The organism is Natrialba swarupiae (genome assembly GCF_008245225.1).
In the GTDB taxonomy this organism is placed as follows: domain Archaea; phylum Halobacteriota; class Halobacteria; order Halobacteriales; family Natrialbaceae; genus Natrarchaeobius; species Natrarchaeobius swarupiae.
Genome location: NZ_VTAW01000030.1, coordinates 26202 through 42659, shown reverse-complemented (window position 1 = coordinate 42659; position 16458 = coordinate 26202). Strand labels below are relative to the sequence as shown.

15 protein-coding genes and 1 pseudogene are annotated in these 16458 nt (G+C 64.0%); 7 read left to right on the top strand and 9 right to left on the bottom strand.

Annotation, left to right across the window (positions count from 1 at the left end; all coding sequences use genetic code 11):
- Positions 1-329 precede the first annotated feature (329 nt).
- Positions 330-584, top strand: a pseudogene (locus FYC77_RS17185) (integrase core domain-containing protein); the annotation flags it as partial.
- A gap of 16 nt (positions 585-600) precedes the next feature.
- Here FYC77_RS17185 and FYC77_RS17180 read toward each other — a convergent pair.
- On the bottom strand, positions 601-1773 hold the full coding sequence (locus tag FYC77_RS17180; RefSeq protein WP_149082724.1) for an IS701 family transposase: 1173 nt from the start codon (positions 1771-1773) through the stop codon (positions 601-603).
- A 278-nt stretch (positions 1774-2051) separates the two neighbouring features.
- Between FYC77_RS17180 and FYC77_RS17175 the strand changes: the two genes are divergently transcribed.
- The 3 genes from FYC77_RS17175 (at position 2052) to FYC77_RS17165 (ending at position 5216) form a co-directional block, all read left to right on the top strand.
- A complete protein-coding gene (locus FYC77_RS17175) occupies positions 2052-2390 on the top strand; it encodes a cupin domain-containing protein (protein WP_149082723.1) in 339 nt (112 codons plus the stop codon).
- A 170-nt stretch (positions 2391-2560) separates the two neighbouring features.
- Positions 2561-3646 carry a geranylgeranyl reductase family protein gene (locus FYC77_RS17170; protein ID WP_149082722.1) on the top strand — a complete coding sequence of 362 codons (1086 nt, stop codon included), beginning with the start codon at positions 2561-2563 and terminating at the stop codon, positions 3644-3646.
- A 139-nt stretch (positions 3647-3785) separates the two neighbouring features.
- Entirely contained in the window at positions 3786-5216 is a 1431-nt protein-coding gene (locus tag FYC77_RS17165) for an MATE family efflux transporter (protein ID WP_149082721.1), read from the top strand.
- Positions 5217-5309: 93 nt separating this feature from the next.
- Here FYC77_RS17165 and FYC77_RS17160 read toward each other — a convergent pair whose 3' ends face one another.
- The 3 genes from FYC77_RS17160 to FYC77_RS17150 all read right to left on the bottom strand — a co-directional run bounded on the left by FYC77_RS17160 (position 5310) and on the right by FYC77_RS17150 (position 7964).
- A complete protein-coding gene (locus tag FYC77_RS17160) occupies positions 5310-5591 on the bottom strand; it encodes a hypothetical protein (RefSeq protein ID WP_149082720.1) in 282 nt (93 codons plus the stop codon).
- A 90-nt stretch (positions 5592-5681) separates the two neighbouring features.
- Positions 5682-7217: a stage II sporulation protein M gene (locus FYC77_RS17155; protein WP_149082719.1), complete on the bottom strand. Its 1536-nt coding sequence runs from the start codon at positions 7215-7217 to the stop codon at positions 5682-5684.
- A 342-nt stretch (positions 7218-7559) separates the two neighbouring features.
- Positions 7560-7964, bottom strand: a complete 405-nt coding sequence (locus tag FYC77_RS17150) for a DUF7475 family protein (protein ID WP_149082718.1) — start codon at positions 7962-7964, stop codon at positions 7560-7562.
- Positions 7965-8258: 294 nt separating this feature from the next.
- Here FYC77_RS17150 and FYC77_RS17145 point away from each other — a divergent pair, with 294 nt between their 5' ends.
- Positions 8259-9401 (top strand): MBL fold metallo-hydrolase, encoded by a 1143-nt coding sequence (locus tag FYC77_RS17145; RefSeq protein WP_149082717.1) that lies wholly within the window; start codon positions 8259-8261, stop codon positions 9399-9401.
- 135 nt (positions 9402-9536) lie between these two features.
- On the opposite strand, the gene FYC77_RS17140 is transcribed toward FYC77_RS17145, so the two are convergent.
- Positions 9537-10010, bottom strand: a complete 474-nt coding sequence (locus FYC77_RS17140) for a plastocyanin/azurin family copper-binding protein (protein WP_149082716.1) — start codon at positions 10008-10010, stop codon at positions 9537-9539.
- A 124-nt stretch (positions 10011-10134) separates the two neighbouring features.
- On the bottom strand, positions 10135-11373 hold the full coding sequence (locus tag FYC77_RS17135; RefSeq protein ID WP_149082715.1) for an MFS transporter: 1239 nt from the start codon (positions 11371-11373) through the stop codon (positions 10135-10137).
- Between the two features lie 234 nt (positions 11374-11607).
- Here FYC77_RS17135 and FYC77_RS17130 point away from each other — a divergent pair, with 234 nt between their 5' ends.
- A complete protein-coding gene (locus tag FYC77_RS17130; RefSeq protein ID WP_149082714.1) occupies positions 11608-12945 on the top strand; it encodes an O-acetylhomoserine aminocarboxypropyltransferase/cysteine synthase family protein in 1338 nt (445 codons plus the stop codon).
- Entirely contained in the window at positions 12942-14147 is a 1206-nt protein-coding gene (gene metX / locus FYC77_RS17125) for a homoserine O-acetyltransferase MetX (protein WP_149082713.1), read from the top strand. The genes FYC77_RS17130 and metX overlap by 4 nt, the downstream gene beginning before the upstream one ends.
- A 90-nt stretch (positions 14148-14237) precedes the next feature.
- Here the strand turns inward: metX and FYC77_RS17120 are convergent, their stop codons facing one another.
- The 3 genes from FYC77_RS17120 to FYC77_RS17110 all read right to left on the bottom strand — a co-directional run bounded on the left by FYC77_RS17120 (position 14238) and on the right by FYC77_RS17110 (position 16447).
- Positions 14238-14909: a class I SAM-dependent methyltransferase gene (locus FYC77_RS17120; RefSeq protein ID WP_238387019.1), complete on the bottom strand. Its 672-nt coding sequence runs from the start codon at positions 14907-14909 to the stop codon at positions 14238-14240.
- A gap of 92 nt (positions 14910-15001) precedes the next feature.
- Positions 15002-16102, bottom strand: a complete 1101-nt coding sequence (locus FYC77_RS17115; RefSeq protein WP_149082712.1) for an archaeosine biosynthesis radical SAM protein RaSEA — start codon at positions 16100-16102, stop codon at positions 15002-15004.
- 156 nt (positions 16103-16258) lie between these two features.
- A complete protein-coding gene (locus FYC77_RS17110; RefSeq protein WP_149082711.1) occupies positions 16259-16447 on the bottom strand; it encodes an HVO_0649 family zinc finger protein in 189 nt (62 codons plus the stop codon).
- Positions 16448-16458 lie beyond the last annotated feature (11 nt).

Genomic DNA, 16458 nt, shown 5'->3' with positions numbered 1-16458 from the left:
TATCCAAACGCGTCAGCTTCGCCGACAACTGGATCAAAACATTCCTCCCGGATATTCAAAAGTTATGCTGACCACTCAAGCGTTCTGGTGTGCGAACGAGACGCTATGGGTCTCGTCAACGCCGCGGGACTGACCCCGCGGCGTTCACGAGAACGGAGTTCTCGTGCAGCCCATCAGAAATCTCTGATTTCTGAGGACGGCGTTCTTACACCGACTCACCGAGAAACACGATCTCGACGACTCATACGGTTTACTGTCAGTCATCACCGGCGAAACCGCAGACTGGTCGCGGTTTCGCCGGTAAATCGTTACAGCAATCCGTATCAGAGTTTCTCGTCGATGCTGGCGGCTATCTGACTGCCCTCGCGCGTCACGAATTGAGCGGTCAGCTCAACGACACCGACCGAAACTACGTCGAAAAGTGGTTTCAAACTGTCTCAATGCCGATCGACTGCTTTCACTCCTTCTGGCGGGGCAGTCCTGCCAGTGCAAGACGCTGGCTCAGACGCTTCAGACACCACTATAACCACGATCGACCGAACCAAGCGCTCAATGGCCGAACACCAGCTGAGGAGGTGCTGAACTACTTGACTTCGCACGTTAGACGAACATGCCTTCGATCTGGTGCATTAGCTCGTCGGTACTACGGTTTGGGCTGTTGAGTGCCCAGGACAGGAGGTTTTCAACACTTTCGCGGAAGGATCGCTTGATATCGTTACGCAGCGAGGTTGCTCGTTCGAGAATCGTTCCAAGGGCGCTGTGTGCAGTACCGAGCTTGAGGAGGCTGTAGGCCAGCATCAGCAGGTGCCAGTGGCGACTGGCACCTGCGGCATGCCGGAGCTCGCAGTCTCCAAAACCGAGATCCTGCTTGGTGTCCCTGAAGAACGTCTCCACACGCCATCGCATCGCGTACAACGCGATGAGATGGCTCGCTGGCGCGTCGATTTTGTTCGAGACGATGTACTTCACGCTCAGTTCGTCATCCTCGTCGCTAGCTTTTTTCGTCGTAATCAGGAGTTTCACCTCACCAAGACGGCTCACGTCGCGTTTTTGCGTCCAGATGTGGTAGGTTTCGCCGTCGATCGTCCGTGGAACGGTGTCGATGCGCTCGGCCAGCGCATCGACCCGGATTCGTTCACCACCGTACAAGACACGTGCGTCGCTTTTGACGGCTGAAAACCACTCTTTGCCGTAGGTTTCGAGGTGAGTGACGAACTCCTGGGAACAGTAGCTCATGTCGAAGAGATAGGTGTCCCGGCGGACACCTATCTCGATGAGTTCGTCGACGAGTTCAATAGCCAACTCAACCCGCCGCTGTGCGTCCTTTTCGTAGAGACGAAAGCCGAGTGGATAGGTGGTTTTCTCGTCGGCGTAGAGTGCATAAACCAGATTCTGGCCCCAGATATAGCCACGAATCGTGTGGTCGTAGAATTTTCCGGCGTTCGGGATATTCTCGCCGGTTTTGTGCGTGAAGGTGTCGTCAATGATGACGACACCGTCACTGCTCCACTTCGTGTCGTTCATCTGTTGGAGAAGCGCGAGACGTTCTTTGTTGAGCTGGTCTTCGTCCCAGTTATACTCGGTGAGGAACTTGTTCAGGGCGCGCTCACTTTTGGCCGGTAGAACGTAGTTCGAAATCCCTTGGACGGTCTTGTTGCTGGCCGCAACAAGACCTGTGACGTAGGTCTTAGCGTGGTGTTTCTGCCTCGTCGAGAAACACTCCAACTGGTCGATTGGCTCAGTACATGACAGGAACGACGTAACGGGGAACATCAGCGTTCAACGCTGTCTCTACGCGCTCTATCAGCATAAGGTGCGAAGTCAAGGAACTAGACAGTGCCCGATTGGATCGCTCTTCAACAGAGCAAAAAAGGTGGGCGTGACTACCTGCCGGGGTTCGATGAGGGTCTCCCGACACGCTAAATCCAGCGTAGTCAACTAAATGGTCCTTCACTTCCGAACCCCATCACGTGCGATGCGAACCCACGAAACGGCACTATCCGAACGTGTGCGGGACGACTCTCAAGGCCGTCCCGACTCGAGGAAGTTGTATGGGAAACGTCAACGATAGCGTGGTGGAACTCGAGGGAACGGTCGTCGACCTCGCCGACGTGATCGAGTACCAGTCGGACTCGATCGTGAGCAAAACGCTGGTGGACGAGTCGTCCACGACGGTAACCGCGTTCGCCCTCGACGAGGGACAACGGATCAGCGAACACGCCGCCCCCCACACCGCACTGGTCCAGGTTCTCGAGGGGACCGGTTCGATCACGATCGACGGAGACGAACACGAACTACAGCGCGGCGAATCCATATTCATGCCCGCGAACGTTCCGCACGCGGTCGATGCACCGGCACAGTTTACGATGCTGTTGACGATGATCCGGTGAGCCGTACGGACTGTTCCCTCGAGAGGGCGGTGCAATCTTCCATCCCCGATTGCACCGGCGACCGCGAGATATCCCGATCGGCGGCGACAAAGCCCCGCGGCGCTTTCGATTCGGATCGCGTTCGGACTCGCTCGAGAAACTATTTACGACCCGACGGAAACGTGACGGACATGTACGATTTCGTCGTCGTCGGCGTCGGTCCTGCCGGGGCACGGTTCTCCAGGCGGGCCGCCGAGAACGGCTACGACGTGCTGGCACTCGAGAAGGGAGAGATCGGCACGCCGCTTGCCTGTTCGGGCCACGTCAGCACCGATATCTGGAACTTCACCGGCCCAGGAGCACGTTCGGAGCTGTTCCAGAACGAGGTCTACGGCGCACGATTTCACGTCGGTGGCCCCCACAGCGATGCCTACCCCTTCTACAAACGCGAGGTCGCCTCGAACGTCATCGACCGCGTCGGGCTGGATCGTCACCTCGCGGACCTGGCTCGCGAGGCAGGTGCGGACGTCCTCGAGGGCCACACCGTTACCGACGTCACGGAGCGACCCGACCGCGTCGAGGTCGTCGCGAACGGCCCCGACGGCACCGAAACGTTCGAAGCGAAAATGTTGGCCGGCTGTGACGGCCCTCGATCGCGGGTCCGAAACGAACTCGGGCTCTCACAGCCGGAGGAGTTGCTCCACGGCGTGCTCGCCTTTTCGAAAGAGGACGATCACGACGACTTCGTCGACGTCCACCTCACCGCGCCGACGTTCTTCGCGTGGCGCATCCCACGGGGCGAGGAAGGCGTCGAGTACGGACTCGCCGCGCCGCCGGGCGTCCAGGTCACCAAACATTTCGAGGAACTGATCGACGGCTACGAGATCGACGTCTCCCACCGGTGTTCGGGTGCGATTCCCATCGGCGCACCCGACCGGGTGACGAGTAGACGGGCGTTCCTGATCGGCGACGCGGCCGCCCAGACCAAACCGTTCACCGGCGGCGGCATCCTCTACGGCATGACCAGCGCGGACCACGCCGCTCGCGAAATCGATCCTGATCGACCCGCGACGCTCGCGGCGTACGAAGACGCCTGGCGCGATGACCTGGCCCGAGAGATGAAACTCGGACATCTGATCCGTCGGGCGTACTCGTTGCCGGAACCGCTCCAGCACGTCGGTCTCTCCGCTGCCGCCGGCGAAATCGGCGTACACATGGATCGACCGACCTCGCTCGTCTCGGTCGACCACGTCAAGGCGTTGCTCTCGCGGCTCTGATCGCTGGCTGTGGCCGAATCGGCCTCGAGATCGGCGGTCGTGCTCGCGACGACGGCCGAGACTCGATCGATACCGCGACTCGAGGGAGAATAACCGGCAAGCGACAGAGAGAAGGGAGCGGTGACGGAACGGTCCGACGATGGACCGTCGGAATCCGGCCGTGATCGACGTCGTCGGGAGGTTCCTCGAGCGACTGGGAGTCATCGACGCCGAGCGCTTTCGCCGGACGGCGGACCTCGCCTGGCCCCGGATCGTCACCGGATTCGCGATCATGTCCAAGCAGACGGCGGACCTGGCGATGGTCGGAATCGCCGTCGGGACGGCGGGAACTGCGGGGATGGCGTTTGCGCTCGCCTACTGGGAGATCGTCGCGATGATCGGGCTGGGGCTTGCAGGCGGGACGGTCAGTCTCGTCTCGCAGAACTACGGCGGTGAGGAGAGCGAGCGCGCGTCGCTGGTGGTCGGGCAGAGCGTTCTCCTGGTGTTCGTGTTGGCGACGCCGATGATGGCCGCGTTCGTCGTTCTCGCCGGACCGATGATCGGCCTGTTCGACCCGAGTTCCGAGCCACTCGCTCACGGTCGTACCTACCTCGTCTTCGTCGCGCCAGCGATCGGCTTCGAGATGCTCAATCTGATCGCCAGTCGCACCTACACCGCCGTCGGCGACACGTTCACCGAGATGGTCGCTCGAGCCAGCGGCGCCGTCCTCAACATCGTCTTGAGCGCCGTCCTCATCTTCGGATTCGAGATGGGCGTCGCAGGGGCGGCGATCGGTACCACCGTCTCGACCGGCGTCGTAACGGTGGTCCTCGGCTGGGGAATGGTCGGCCGATCGTACGGCAGCCTCGGCATGGAACCGAGTCCCGTCCCGATCACGCGCGCCGCAGTCGGGTTCGAACCGGCTATCGTCCGCCAGATCGTCGAGATTTCGGCCCCGGAGATCGGCCGCCGTCTCGCTCAGGGGATCATCGTCTTCCCGCTTCTGTGGATCGCAGCCACGTTCGGTCCGGTGATCGTCACGGCGATCGAGGTCGGCCGCCGGATCAGGAGCCTGCTCAACAGCGTCAACTGGGGGCTCGGACTCGCCTCGAGTTCGCTCGTCGGTCAGCGACTCGGTGCCGGCGAGGAAGACGAGGCCGGCGCCTACGGCCGGGCGATCATCCGGCTCTCGATCGTGATCTACGTCGGGCTCGCCCTCCTGGTCGTCGCCTTCGCGGAGCCGATCGCGAGCCTGTTCGTCGAAACGCCGGCGGAGGCCGCTCAGGCCGGCACCTTCGTGGCTGTCGGCGCGATCAGTGCGATCGGATTGGGTATCGACGGCGCCGCGGCGGGGGCTCTCCTCGGCGCGGGCGACACCCGGTTGCCGTTCGTCGCCTCGCTTATCGGCCGCTACCTGTTCGCGTTGCCGGTCGCGGCGCTCGGGCTCGTGACGCCGCTCGGGATCGTCGCACTCTATCTGGCGCTCTTGCTCGAGACGTACGTGCCCGGTGGGATCAACTACTGGCTGTTCCGGCGCGGGCGCTGGAAGGAAGTGAGTCGACGATATCGACCCTCCGGCGAACCGAGCTGAACGTTGGGGACGGTTCTGTACGACGAGCGGGTCGATGTTGGGGATGCTCGAACCGACGCCCCGGCAGTTGCGAGACAGTATCGTCGACAGAGCTCACGGATTCGCCCCCAGTATCCCGCAGGCGATCGCCTCGGGGTCGTCGATCTCGGACGCGCGCTCGGTGAGGTGGTCGACGTTCGTCCGCGAGAGGACGAAGACGAGGTCACTCGGCGCGGCTCCGTCGTTCTCGGCGACCTCGAGCAGCGTCGACAGCGAGTCGGGATCGACCGACTCGAGCGAGCGGATCGTCACGCGCTCGGTGTCGGAGCCGGCGGCGTCGCACGACTGCGTGTGAATCCGCGAGGCGAGTTCCACGAAGTCGGTACTCGAGTCCATACCGCCGCTGGGTCAGCAGCGTCCTTCAGCGTGTTGACGGCCAGTTCCGGGAGCCCAGGCCGGACGCGATACTGGATGGGAGGCGGGCGCTTACAGGAATAGCCGGAAGTAGTAGGGGCTGACGAACGCTTCCACGACCGCCGCGATGGCGAGTAGGATACCGATCCCGACGAGCACCCAGAACGCCCGCTCTAAGGCGTCGGCGAACGTCGGCCGGTCGATCCGCCCGCGGGAGGCGCGCCAGGTGACGAGGCCGATCCAGACGCCGAGCGCGCTCGCGACGAAGATCGCCGGAATCTCGACGACGCCGTGTGGAATCACGAACGCGAGCAACGTGAGGGGGTCGGCCTCGAGCTGGCCGACGATCCCCATGTAGACGCCGTTGAACAGCAACGAGGCGATCGCCGGGATCGCGAAGACGACACCGCTGAAGGCCGTCGTGATCGCGACGAACCAGTTGTTGCCGAACAGCTCGAGTGCGAACGCCGGCGGGATGATCCCCTCGAGTCGGGCGAGGATCGACGCCTCGACGGCACCCTCGTATGGCGCGGCGGCGATCCAGCCGACCGCGAACGAGGCGAGACCGAGGACGACGACGGCCGCGTGGATGCCCGGCGTCTCCCGGACGAACGTCGTCATCTCGCGCCAGCCCCGCCGGAGGCCGTCACGGAACTGCCGGCGGACCGACCGCTCCGGCATCGCCGGCGGCGCGAGTCGATCGCGGTACCGGGCGTAGAGGGCGGTCTTCAGCAGGCCGAGTGCTGGGAGTAGTGCCACCGTGATGACGACCGTGGTCAACACGAAAATTTCGACGAGGACGAGGATACTCGAGACGGTCGATACCGCGAGCAACGAGCCGACGGAGATGACGTAGTAGAAGGCGGCACCGATCGGCCGCGAGCGGACGAACCCGACGGTGTTCGAGAGCGACTCGAAGACGCCGGCGTCGTCGACGACGACGGCGACCGGTGCGAACGCGAACACCGCCCGGATCGCCGCGAGGACAACCACCAGGACGAGCGCCACGAGGAACCCGACGAGGACGCCGATTATCGGCGACAGGACCCCAACTGCGAGGGCGGCGAGGGCGGCGACGCTGCCGACCACGGCCGCCGCCACCATCCACAGCAGGAACTCGAGGACGAACAACGCGAGAAACCGGAGCCAGTACCGGCGGACGCCGGCGATCCCTGCGACGATCCCCCGCTCGTCCCGGAGTCGGGCGTGACAGGTCGCCAGCTGGCCCGCCGAGGCGATCGCGTACAGGATCACCCCGACGAGTAGGCTCACGAGCGCCGTCACGACGACGAGCGCACCCACCACGAGGACGGCTTCCGGTGTCACGAACGGTTCGAGCGCAGAGACGAGTTCCTCGGCCCACGCCTCGAGTTCCTCCTCGCTCGCGTCGGGGTCCGGCGGAGCGGCGTCGACCTCCGCCAGCGCCTCGGGAAGCCCCTCGAGGTGGCCGGCCATCTCGAGGTAGAGATAACCGACGACGACGGCGACGAAGGGAACGACGCGAACGATGGCGGGGACGGCGGCCCCGAGGAAGTAGAACGGAAGGAGATCCCCGGGTCGGTTACGGAAGACGGAAACGACGGCGGAGACGGAATCTGACAGCGACATAGATCGTCGTACGACACACTGTCAGATAAACGAACCTGTCCGGGAGTCGAACACGGCCCTCGATACGGGTCTCGTGATCTCGTTCATCCGCCGCCGGCCACCAGCCCTACCGACGCGGAGAGCGCTCGGTGGTCGGCCGACCGTCGCACGGTGGGTCCTCCCGTTTTCGACCGCCTCGAGGAATAAATCGAGACGCCGTGATACGGTTTACTGTCCGTCAGGTCCGGCACATCCGCCACCCGTGCGCCGGTCCGTCCGGGACGGCAATCCGTATGAGGGCAGCGGTAGGCGATCCGTTGTCGGCAACGGTCTGGTTGTGGGATACGGCGTCCGGAGGTAGTACTAACGCGTACTGAAATAGAGAGAGAGGGCACAGACTGCGAGAACGCCTTCGGCAGCTTTCGTAATCACTGCGATCGGATTTAGACTTCCCTGCATATAGAAGGCCTCCACGCCCCATCCTTGCACAGGGAAAAGCGCCAGAATCGTCACGACAGCGTAGATGGCGGCAACAATGAACAACCACGGTTGCCAATATCGCGTGACGTATAGGATCGTTCCGCCAATGAATCCAACTCCGTTCAAAACGAAGAGGATAGCTAATACCACACTCATTTCGATAGCGTTCGTTGATGCAATCAGGTGGAGAACCCCTGTTATGAGTGCCATGAGGATGGCAACGTACCCGATCGGGTTTGATGGACGTTCGAAGAGTGTTCCGGACGCTGTTGTACGCTGGGCACACATACCCACAATATTGTATAATGGCCTGAAAAAGTATTCTGGTGTGAACGTTGAAACAGGGTAGCTCGGGGTTCGACCGCTGGTTGGCTGATCCGTGTGGGTCGGATCTGATACGGATCGCAATGAGTCGGCACTAGTGCTTTGGCAAGCCTGCACTGATAGGCGAAATCATGCGGTTGGTGTCGATTTCGCTCATCAGTCGATGCTTGGGAGGGGGTTAGCCGATCACAAAGCGGCGGGCGATCTCGAGGTGGCGGCGACAGTATACCTTAGTCGCTCGCGCCCGTACCGACGGTTATGGTTACTACCCTCTCCGCGGACCGACTCGCGCAACTCCAGGACGAGGACGCCGAGTTTACCCTCGTCGACACCCGCCCGGCGGACAGCTTCGAGTCCTGGCACATCTCGGGAGCGATCCACTTTCCGTTCGGTCCCGAAGAGGATATCGACAGTCGACTCGAGGAGTTCGAGGAGACGATCGGTGGCACGGAACGCGTCATCACGACCTGTGCGAAAGGCATCTCCTCGGGCAACCTCGCGACGCAACTCGAGTCGGCGACGAGGAGCTACGACGTTCAGGCTCTCGACGGCGGGATGAAAGAGTGGAGCGGCGTCTACGACCGGGTCGAACTCGACGTCGGGACGGACCTGACCGTCGTCCAGGTCCAGCGTCGAGCGAAAGGGTGTCTCGGGTACGTCATCGGCTGCGAGAAAACGGGCGATGCCGTCGTCGTCGATCCGACCGCCGACGTCGACGAGTACGTGATCGCCGCCGAGGAGGCGGGGATCTCGGTCGTGGGCGTGATCGACACCCACGTCCACGCCGACCACGTTTCCGGCGGTCGCGAGCTTGCCGACCGGCTCGAGGTGCCCTACTACTTAGGCGAACGTGCGACCGAACGCGGCGTCGACGTCGAGTATATGCCGCTCGAGCGCAACGAGGTGCTTTCGGTCGGCACTCGCGAACTCAAGGCGTTGCCCGCTCCGGGACACACGAGCGAGATGATCAACCTGCTGGTGGACGACCGGGCGCTGTTGACCGCTGACACCTTACACGCCGATTCGACCGGCCGGACGGAACTCGAGTTCAGCGAAGACGACGGGGAACGCGGTGCACGGATGCTCTACGAGACCCTCCACCGAACCGTGCTGACACAGCCTGAGGGGATCATCGTCCTCCCGGGCCACGTCACGGTCACCTCCGACGGCGAGTTCGGACACGGCGCCCCTGGCAAGCCCATCACGACGACCGTCGGCGCGGCGCGAATGGGGATCGATCTCCTGGCTCTCGAGGAAGAGGCGTTCGTCGACCGGATGGCCGACGCCGGAGAGAAGCCGTCGAACTACGAGACGATCATCGACCACAACCGTGGGACGCTCGAGTTACCCCCCGAGGATCGGGTCGAACTCGAACTGGGGCCGAACAACTGCTCGGCCTGAACGGACCGATACCAGCGGGATCCCAGTGACGCGGTGACGGGTTCGAAGGTCGGAGACCGATCCGACCGACCGTAAACTCGGCGTCGTCGCACGAAAACGTCGAAAACCCCAGAAGTGGGTTCGCGATCGCAGCCGTTATTCGACCTGAAGGTCGCCGACCATGGTCGTCTCGTGTGGCTCACACACGTACTGGGCCATCTCGGCGCTGGCTTCGAACTCGAGGATCTGGTCGTCGGGCTCGTCGTCGTCGGTTTCGTCGGTCTGGAGGTCGTCGACGACGTCGTCGCCGTCGTCGCGAATCTCGATGTTGTGGAACGCGCCGTCGCCTTCGGTCCAACCGATGGTGTACTCGCCGCCTTCCTCTAAGACGAGCGTCGGGTTCTGTTCGCTCTCGATCGACGAGGGCTCGAGACCCTCCCAGCCGGCGGTCTGACCGTCGAATCGGATGTCGGTGCCGGGATCGATCGCGATGCCGTCGACTCCGTCGTCGCCGTTGCCGTTACCGTTGCCGTTGCCGTCGTCGCTACACCCTGCGACGAGGGCGGTCGCTGCTGCCGCACCGGTGAGCTTCAACGTGGTCCGCCGTGAAATTGGGTTCTCTCGTGTCATCAGACAGTCGTTGGAGATGAGCACATAAAAATTGACACCCTCTCTCCGTCCGTAGTCATGCGATTACATACCAAGAATTTTCGACGTATCTGTCGGGATAAACACGTACCCCAGTACGGTTACATTACTCGGAGTGACCGACCCTGTCGCTGTCGGTGATCGATCCACTCGTGCCGATCGAAAGACGGAGGAAGACGGGTGCCGCGACGATCGCGATCGCGATTTCGAGGCCCCCGACGACCAGGAAGGCGAGATCGTAGCCGAACGATCCGGCGACGGTCGCGCCGACGAGGAAGCCGCCGAGAAAGCCGAGGCTGCCGGCGAGGTTGAAGCCAGCCATCGCCAGGCCGCGTTCGTCCTCGGCGGCGAGGTCGGTGACGAGCGCCATCGTCGTCGGCGAGACCAGCGCGCCGAGGACGCCGATGGAGACCATCGCGACGGCTGCGACGGCGACGGACGGAGCCGCGCCGACAGCGAGGATTCCGAGGCCGTAACAGAGCGAACCGACGACGATCGGAACCGCGCGGCCGATCCGATCCGAGAGCGCGCCCATCGGATACTGCAACAGCGCGAACGGCGCGAAAAAACACGCGAGCAGGAGTCCCGTCGCGCCCGCGGTGAGGCCGAACGTCTCCTGGAAGTAGAGCGTGCCGACGAGCGCGAAGAAGCCGGCGGTCATCCGATCGACGAACCCGAACGCGTAGGGAACCGAGAGCGTCGGCCGCCGTCGAACGCCCTCGAGGAGCGCGCGGGCGGTCCGTCGTGTGGTGGGCGCTCGGTCCTCGACGAGCGAAACCGCGGCGCCGACGCCGACCAGCAGAGTCGCCGCGACGACCAGCGGGGCAACCGGATCGAGTTCGGTTAGCTGGCCGCCGATCGGCGCGCCGAGGGCTGCACCGAGACCGATCGCGATTCCCGCAGCGCCCATGTTCCGTCCGTGTCCTCCCTCGAGGTCCATCAGCATGGTCATCGTCAGCGAGAGCGCACCGATCGTGGTCGCGCCCTGAAAGACCCGCACGATGAGTACGCCCTCGAACGGGATCGACCCTAGGGCCGGAACGACGGCGAGAGCCGCGTACCCCGCCGCACCGGCGATCGCGCCCACGACGATCAGCGGGGTTCGACGGCCGGTGACGTCGCTGACCACGCCCCAGACGCCGACGAACGCGACGTAGGCGGCGAACTCGGCCACCAGAAACCACATGCTGGCGTCGAGTGGCGTCGCGGCGAAAGGCGAACTCGTCGCGTCCGCACCCAGGGTTTCGACGAGCGTCGCGATGCCGGGATAAAGCAACAGCTGTGAGAACATCACCGCGAAGACGACGGCGGCGAGGACGATTCGGTCGCGATCGCTCGATCGCACGGTCGCGGATAGGAACCGACCGACTATGAAAGCGTCCGTCTCGCTTCGTGGTGTGTCGACGGGCACTCGAGGCTGCGTCGGCGGTGACAGGGGGAGACGCGAGGATGTCGACACGGTCGGTGATCGGTGCCGTGCACCGTCGAGGTCGCCATTAGAGTGTGAACTGGTGACACGGCCAGCGGATTTTGCCGTTACTGAGACGCATATGAACGTGGGGCAGTATGCATACTAAACATGAGCGACGACGGGAGCGACGGCGATCCGGACTGTCCCGGGCACGGACTCGGGACACGAAGCGTACACGCAGGACAGCGGCCCGATCCGGAGACGGGGGCGATGGCACCGGCGATCCACCAGACCACCTCCTACGTGTTCGAAGACGCAGACACCGCCGCGTCCCGCTACGCGTTAGAGGACGACGGCTACATCTACTCGCGGATCGCGAACCCGACCGTGACGACGCTTGAGGATCGCCTCGCCGCCCTCGAGGGCGGTGCGGGCGCGGTCGCGACGGGTAGCGGGATGGCCGCCCTCGACTCCGCGACGCTCGTCCTCGCCGAGGCCGGCGACACCGTGGTCTGTTCGACGGACACCTACGGCGGGACGAGCACCTACTTCTCGAAGACGGCCTCCCGGCGGAACATCGAGACGACGTTCGTCCCGACGCTCGAGTACGACGCCTACGAGGACGCGATCGACGAGGATACCGCGTTCGTCCACGTCGAGACGATCGGTAACCCCTCGCTCGTCACGCCGGATTTCGAACGCCTCTCCGAGATCGCCCACGAGAACGGCGTTCCGCTCGTCGTCGACAACACGTTCGCGACGCCCGCACTCTGTCGACCGCTGGAACACGGCGCCGACGTCGTCTGGGAGTCGACGACGAAGTGGCTCCACGGCTCCGGGACCACCGTTGGCGGCGTCCTCGTCGACGGCGGGACGTTCCCCTGGGGCGAGCACGGCTACGACGAAGTCGCCGGACAGAACCACGCCTATCACGACGTCGACTTCTCGCGTGACTTTCCCGACGCGCCCTTCGCCGCGACCGTCCGCTACCGCTCGCTCCGGAGTCTGGGCAACCAGCAGTCACCCTTCGACGCCTGGCAGACCCTGCAGGGGCTCGAGTCGCTTCCGTTGCGGGTCGAGAAACACTGCGAGAACGCCGCCATCGTCGCCGACTACCTCGCCGACCACGACGACGTCGCCTGGGTCACCTACCCAGGTCTCGACTCCCATACGACCCACGACAACGCCTCGCAGTATCTCGCCGATTACGGCGGCATGGTCGCGTTCGGCCTCGACGGAGGGTACGAAGCCGGCAAGCGCTTCTGTGAGAACGTCGACCTCGCCCAGTTCCTCGCGAACATCGGCGACGCGAAGACGCTCGTCATCCACCCGGCGAGTACGACCCACGGCCAACTCTCCCCCGAAGAACAGGAGGAGGCGGGCGTGACGCGCGATCTGGTCCGGATGTCCGTCGGCATCGAAGACCCCGCAGACATCCTCGCGGACCTCGAGTACGCGATCGAAACCGCAACACGGGAGACCACGGAGGGCCAGGTCGACACATGACGACGAAAGACACGATCGACCTCGGCGAGTTTCGGTTCGAGTCCGGGGAGTCGATCCCCTCGCTCGAGGTGGCCTACGAGACCTACGGCGAGTTCGACGGGACGAACGCCGTTCTGGTCTGTCACGCCCTGACCGGCAGCGCCCACGTGGCGCGCCGACCCGACGCGGGCGACGAGACCGCCGGTCAGGCACGGGCCTGGTGGGGTGACGTCGTCGGGCCCGGGAAGGCCATCGACACTACCGAGTACTACGTCGTCTGTGCGAACGTTCCGGGTTCGTGTTACGGTACGACTGGCCCGGCGAGTACGAACCCGGAAACAGGCGACCCGTACGGGACCGATTTCCCGCCTGTGACGGTCGGAGACTGGACCCAGGCACAGCGCGAACTGCTCGATGCGCTCGGCGTCGGTCGGCTCCACGCAGTCGTCGGCGGGAGCGTCGGCGGGATGAACGTCTTAGACTGGTTGCGCCGCTATCCCGACGACGTCGACCGCGCCGCGGCGGTCGCGGCGGCCGCACGCCTCGATGCGCAGTGTCTCGCGCTGGATACGGTCGCGCGCCGTGCCATCACCGCGGATCCGAACTGGAACGAGGGCCACTACTACGACGGACCGAAGCCCGAGGAGGGACTCGCACGCGCGAGACAGATCGGCCACATCATGTACCTCTCGAAGGCGTCGATGGCACGGAAGTTCGGCCGCCGCTCGGCAGGTCGTGAGACGGTCCGCGAGAGCCCGCCCGATCCCGCCGCCGCCTTTTTCCCGTACCGCGAGGTCGAGTCGTACCTCGACTACCAGGCCGACAAGTTCACCGACCGCTTCGACGCGAACAGCTACCTCTACCTGACCCGCGCGATGGACGATTTCGACCTCGCTGCTGGTTACGAATCCGATGCCGACGCCCTCGCGGCCTTCGAGGGCGAACTGCTCGCCGTCTCCTTTACCGGCGACTGGCACTTCACCGTCGAGCAGTCCGAGGCGCTCGCCGACGCCTGTCGCACCGCTGGCGTCGACGTCGCCCACCACGTCGTCGAATCCGACCACGGCCACGACGCCTTCCTCGTCGAACCCGAGAAGGTCGGCCCGCCGCTTTCGGACCTCCTCGAGACCGGTCTCGAGGGCCGATCGATCACCGACACCGACGACGAATCCGACGACGAAGACGAGTTCGCTCCGGTTCACTCGAGTCTCTTCTCCGATTGAGTTTAGGCGTACACGAGTCCGATTCCGATACCGTTCGCGAAGAAAACGTGACGGCGAAACCGTGCGTTCGCGCCCACCTCCCGCTTGCGCCTACTGATCGTCCGGCTTGCGAGCCACGAGCGTGACTCGGGGTTCGCCGTCGACGCGGTACTCGGCGTAGTACAGCACCCTCAGATCGGTAGACACCGACAGGAGCTCGTTCGACGCGAACCGGTGGCGATCGCCCGGTCCAGTTCTGTCGGTCGACTCGAGGTAGTGTTCGTAAAAGAGGAACCCGCCCGGAGCGAGCGCCGACAGTATCGAAGAAAGACGCTCGCGGGCGTCGTAGAAGCTGATCGTCACGACGTCGTATACTGCCTCGGGAAAGGCGTAGCTGTCGACGTCGGCCAGAATCCACTCGACGGCGGCGGGCCGCGAGACGGCGTGCTCGCGTGCACGCTCGAGTTGCGACCTCGAGACGTCGATTGCGTCGACGCGCCAACCGGCGTCGGCGAGGGCGATCGCGTTCCGGCCCAGACCGGTCGCGACGTCGAGTGCACGGCCATCCGAGCGCCCCTCGAGAACCGTCCGCAAAAGCGGCGAGGGCTCGTGGTCCGTCCCCGCGACGGGAACGGGGCCGTCAGCACCGTCTACGCCCGGAGTGAGGTCACTCGAGTTGGACTCGTCCCGGATCGAGTTTGGAGGGGACCCAGCATCGGGGGAATTCGACTCGGAGCCCGTTTTGGCTGACTCGCGGTCTGCTCGAGGGTGATCCTCGGTCACGGTTCGTTCCGACGTGAACCGAGTACAAAGAGAGACACCCCGAGAGATTCGGTATCGGGGCGACGGCACGACGGGAGTGGATCAGCGGTTCGTTACCGGGTCAGCGGCTGGTTGAACCCACGCTCGCGTTCGCGGACGGTCTCCCAGGTCAGTTCACACTCACAGGAGACCTGCTCGAACACCGACGGATCCTGCCGGAGATCGAAGTCCTTGATTGCCTTCTGGACGAGGTCGTCGCACTCGCCGCAGTTGTGTGGCCCGCGGTCGGAGCCGTGGCCGACGGGATCGGAGACGACGATGGCGTCGACGTCGGCCGTTTTTTCGAGGACGTGGGCGACCGACCAAAGCCACGGCGGCCGGTAGCCGCTCGAAAAGTAGAGTTCGTCGACCATCGTGTAGCGCTGGACGTTACAGGGGTTCATCGAGACGGTGTGACAGCCGGAGACGTCCGCACAGCGTTCGATCGAGTCGATCATGTCCTCGATGGCTTCCGACTCCGTGAGGAAGGGCGGTTTCATCAGGAGATAAGCCTTGACGCCAGCGTCAGCCCCCTCTGCCGCCGCGTCGTCGGCGGCCGCCGCCTCGGCGCAGGCGTCCTCGAAGTCGGCGAAGTCGAAGTACTTGTTCACGCAGTCGTGACGCACCCGATCCGTGGCCGTCTCGAGGCCGATGGCGACGTCGGTGTCGATCCCGTACTGGGTGAACTCGCCGATCTTCTCGCGGTCGACGAAATCGGGCAGTGACTCGAGGACGATACGCTCGCGGTCGGCGAACGTCTCGGCGATCGCTTTGCGGGTTTCGGCGCCAACCTCGCGTTCGTCGAAGAAGGAGCCGGAGGTGTAGATCTTGATCAACTCGGCGGGTTCGTCCCCATTCTCGGCCTCGTGTGCGAGACAGACGTCGATCTGGTCCATCAGGGCGTCGTGGGAGACGGAACCGCCGTCGACGCTTTCCGCGACGTAGCCACACATCGTACAGCCGCCGGCGCGGGCCCACCGACAGCCGCCCGTGTTCAATATGATCGTCAGGCTCTGTTTGACGCCGTCGGGCGTGTTGTCCTCGTCGAGCCAGACGCGAGTCGGTTCGTGTGGATCGTAGCTCGCCTCCTTGCGCGATCGAATCTCGCGCATCACCTGGTTGTGGGCGTCCATGCCCTTGCCCTGCTCGTAGACGTCGGGCGTGGGTTTACTCATTGGCGGGAAAAGCGGGCCGACGCGTAAAGCGGCTTCGTCTGTCGCCGTCCTCCCGCGGTCGATCCGGGCGTGACCACCACCATAGGCGACCTCGAGACACGCCGGGATCGACTCCGCTGGTGGGAACGGAGACGCGGACCGAGAGAACGGTGCCGGTTACAGTCGCATCTCTCGGGTCTCGACGGCCGAGCACGACGGACAGACGAACTGGTACCGAACCCGACTCCCCGTCGTCGTAACGCGCCATCCGCCGTCGGTGTCCCGGAATCCACACTGACGACACTCGAGTTCGGAATCTTCGAGCTTCTGTCGGAGGCGTTCGAACGGTGTGTGACTCAGTGACATATATAACGATA

Bases quoted from the DNA above. Each gene is read 5' to 3' on its own strand.
- FYC77_RS17165 (WP_149082721.1), top strand. From the start codon at position 3,786: ATGGACCGTCGGAATCCGGCCGTGATCGACGTCGTCGGGAGGTTCCTC.
- FYC77_RS17180 (WP_149082724.1), bottom strand. From the start codon at position 1,773: ATGTTCCCCGTTACGTCGTTCCTGTCATGTACTGAGCCAATCGACCAG.
- FYC77_RS17150 (WP_149082718.1), bottom strand. From the start codon at position 7,964: ATGTGTGCCCAGCGTACAACAGCGTCCGGAACACTCTTCGAACGTCCA.
- FYC77_RS17130 (WP_149082714.1), top strand. From the start codon at position 11,608: ATGAGCGACGACGGGAGCGACGGCGATCCGGACTGTCCCGGGCACGGA.
- FYC77_RS17115 (WP_149082712.1), bottom strand. From the start codon at position 16,102: ATGAGTAAACCCACGCCCGACGTCTACGAGCAGGGCAAGGGCATGGAC.
- metX (WP_149082713.1), top strand. From the start codon at position 12,942: ATGACGACGAAAGACACGATCGACCTCGGCGAGTTTCGGTTCGAGTCC.
- FYC77_RS17175 (WP_149082723.1), top strand. From the start codon at position 2,052: ATGGGAAACGTCAACGATAGCGTGGTGGAACTCGAGGGAACGGTCGTC.
- FYC77_RS17140 (WP_149082716.1), bottom strand. From the start codon at position 10,010: ATGACACGAGAGAACCCAATTTCACGGCGGACCACGTTGAAGCTCACC.
- FYC77_RS17160 (WP_149082720.1), bottom strand. From the start codon at position 5,591: ATGGACTCGAGTACCGACTTCGTGGAACTCGCCTCGCGGATTCACACG.
- FYC77_RS17145 (WP_149082717.1), top strand. From the start codon at position 8,259: ATGGTTACTACCCTCTCCGCGGACCGACTCGCGCAACTCCAGGACGAG.
- FYC77_RS17170 (WP_149082722.1), top strand. From the start codon at position 2,561: ATGTACGATTTCGTCGTCGTCGGCGTCGGTCCTGCCGGGGCACGGTTC.
- FYC77_RS17110 (WP_149082711.1), bottom strand. From the start codon at position 16,447: ATGTCACTGAGTCACACACCGTTCGAACGCCTCCGACAGAAGCTCGAA.
- FYC77_RS17155 (WP_149082719.1), bottom strand. From the start codon at position 7,217: ATGTCGCTGTCAGATTCCGTCTCCGCCGTCGTTTCCGTCTTCCGTAAC.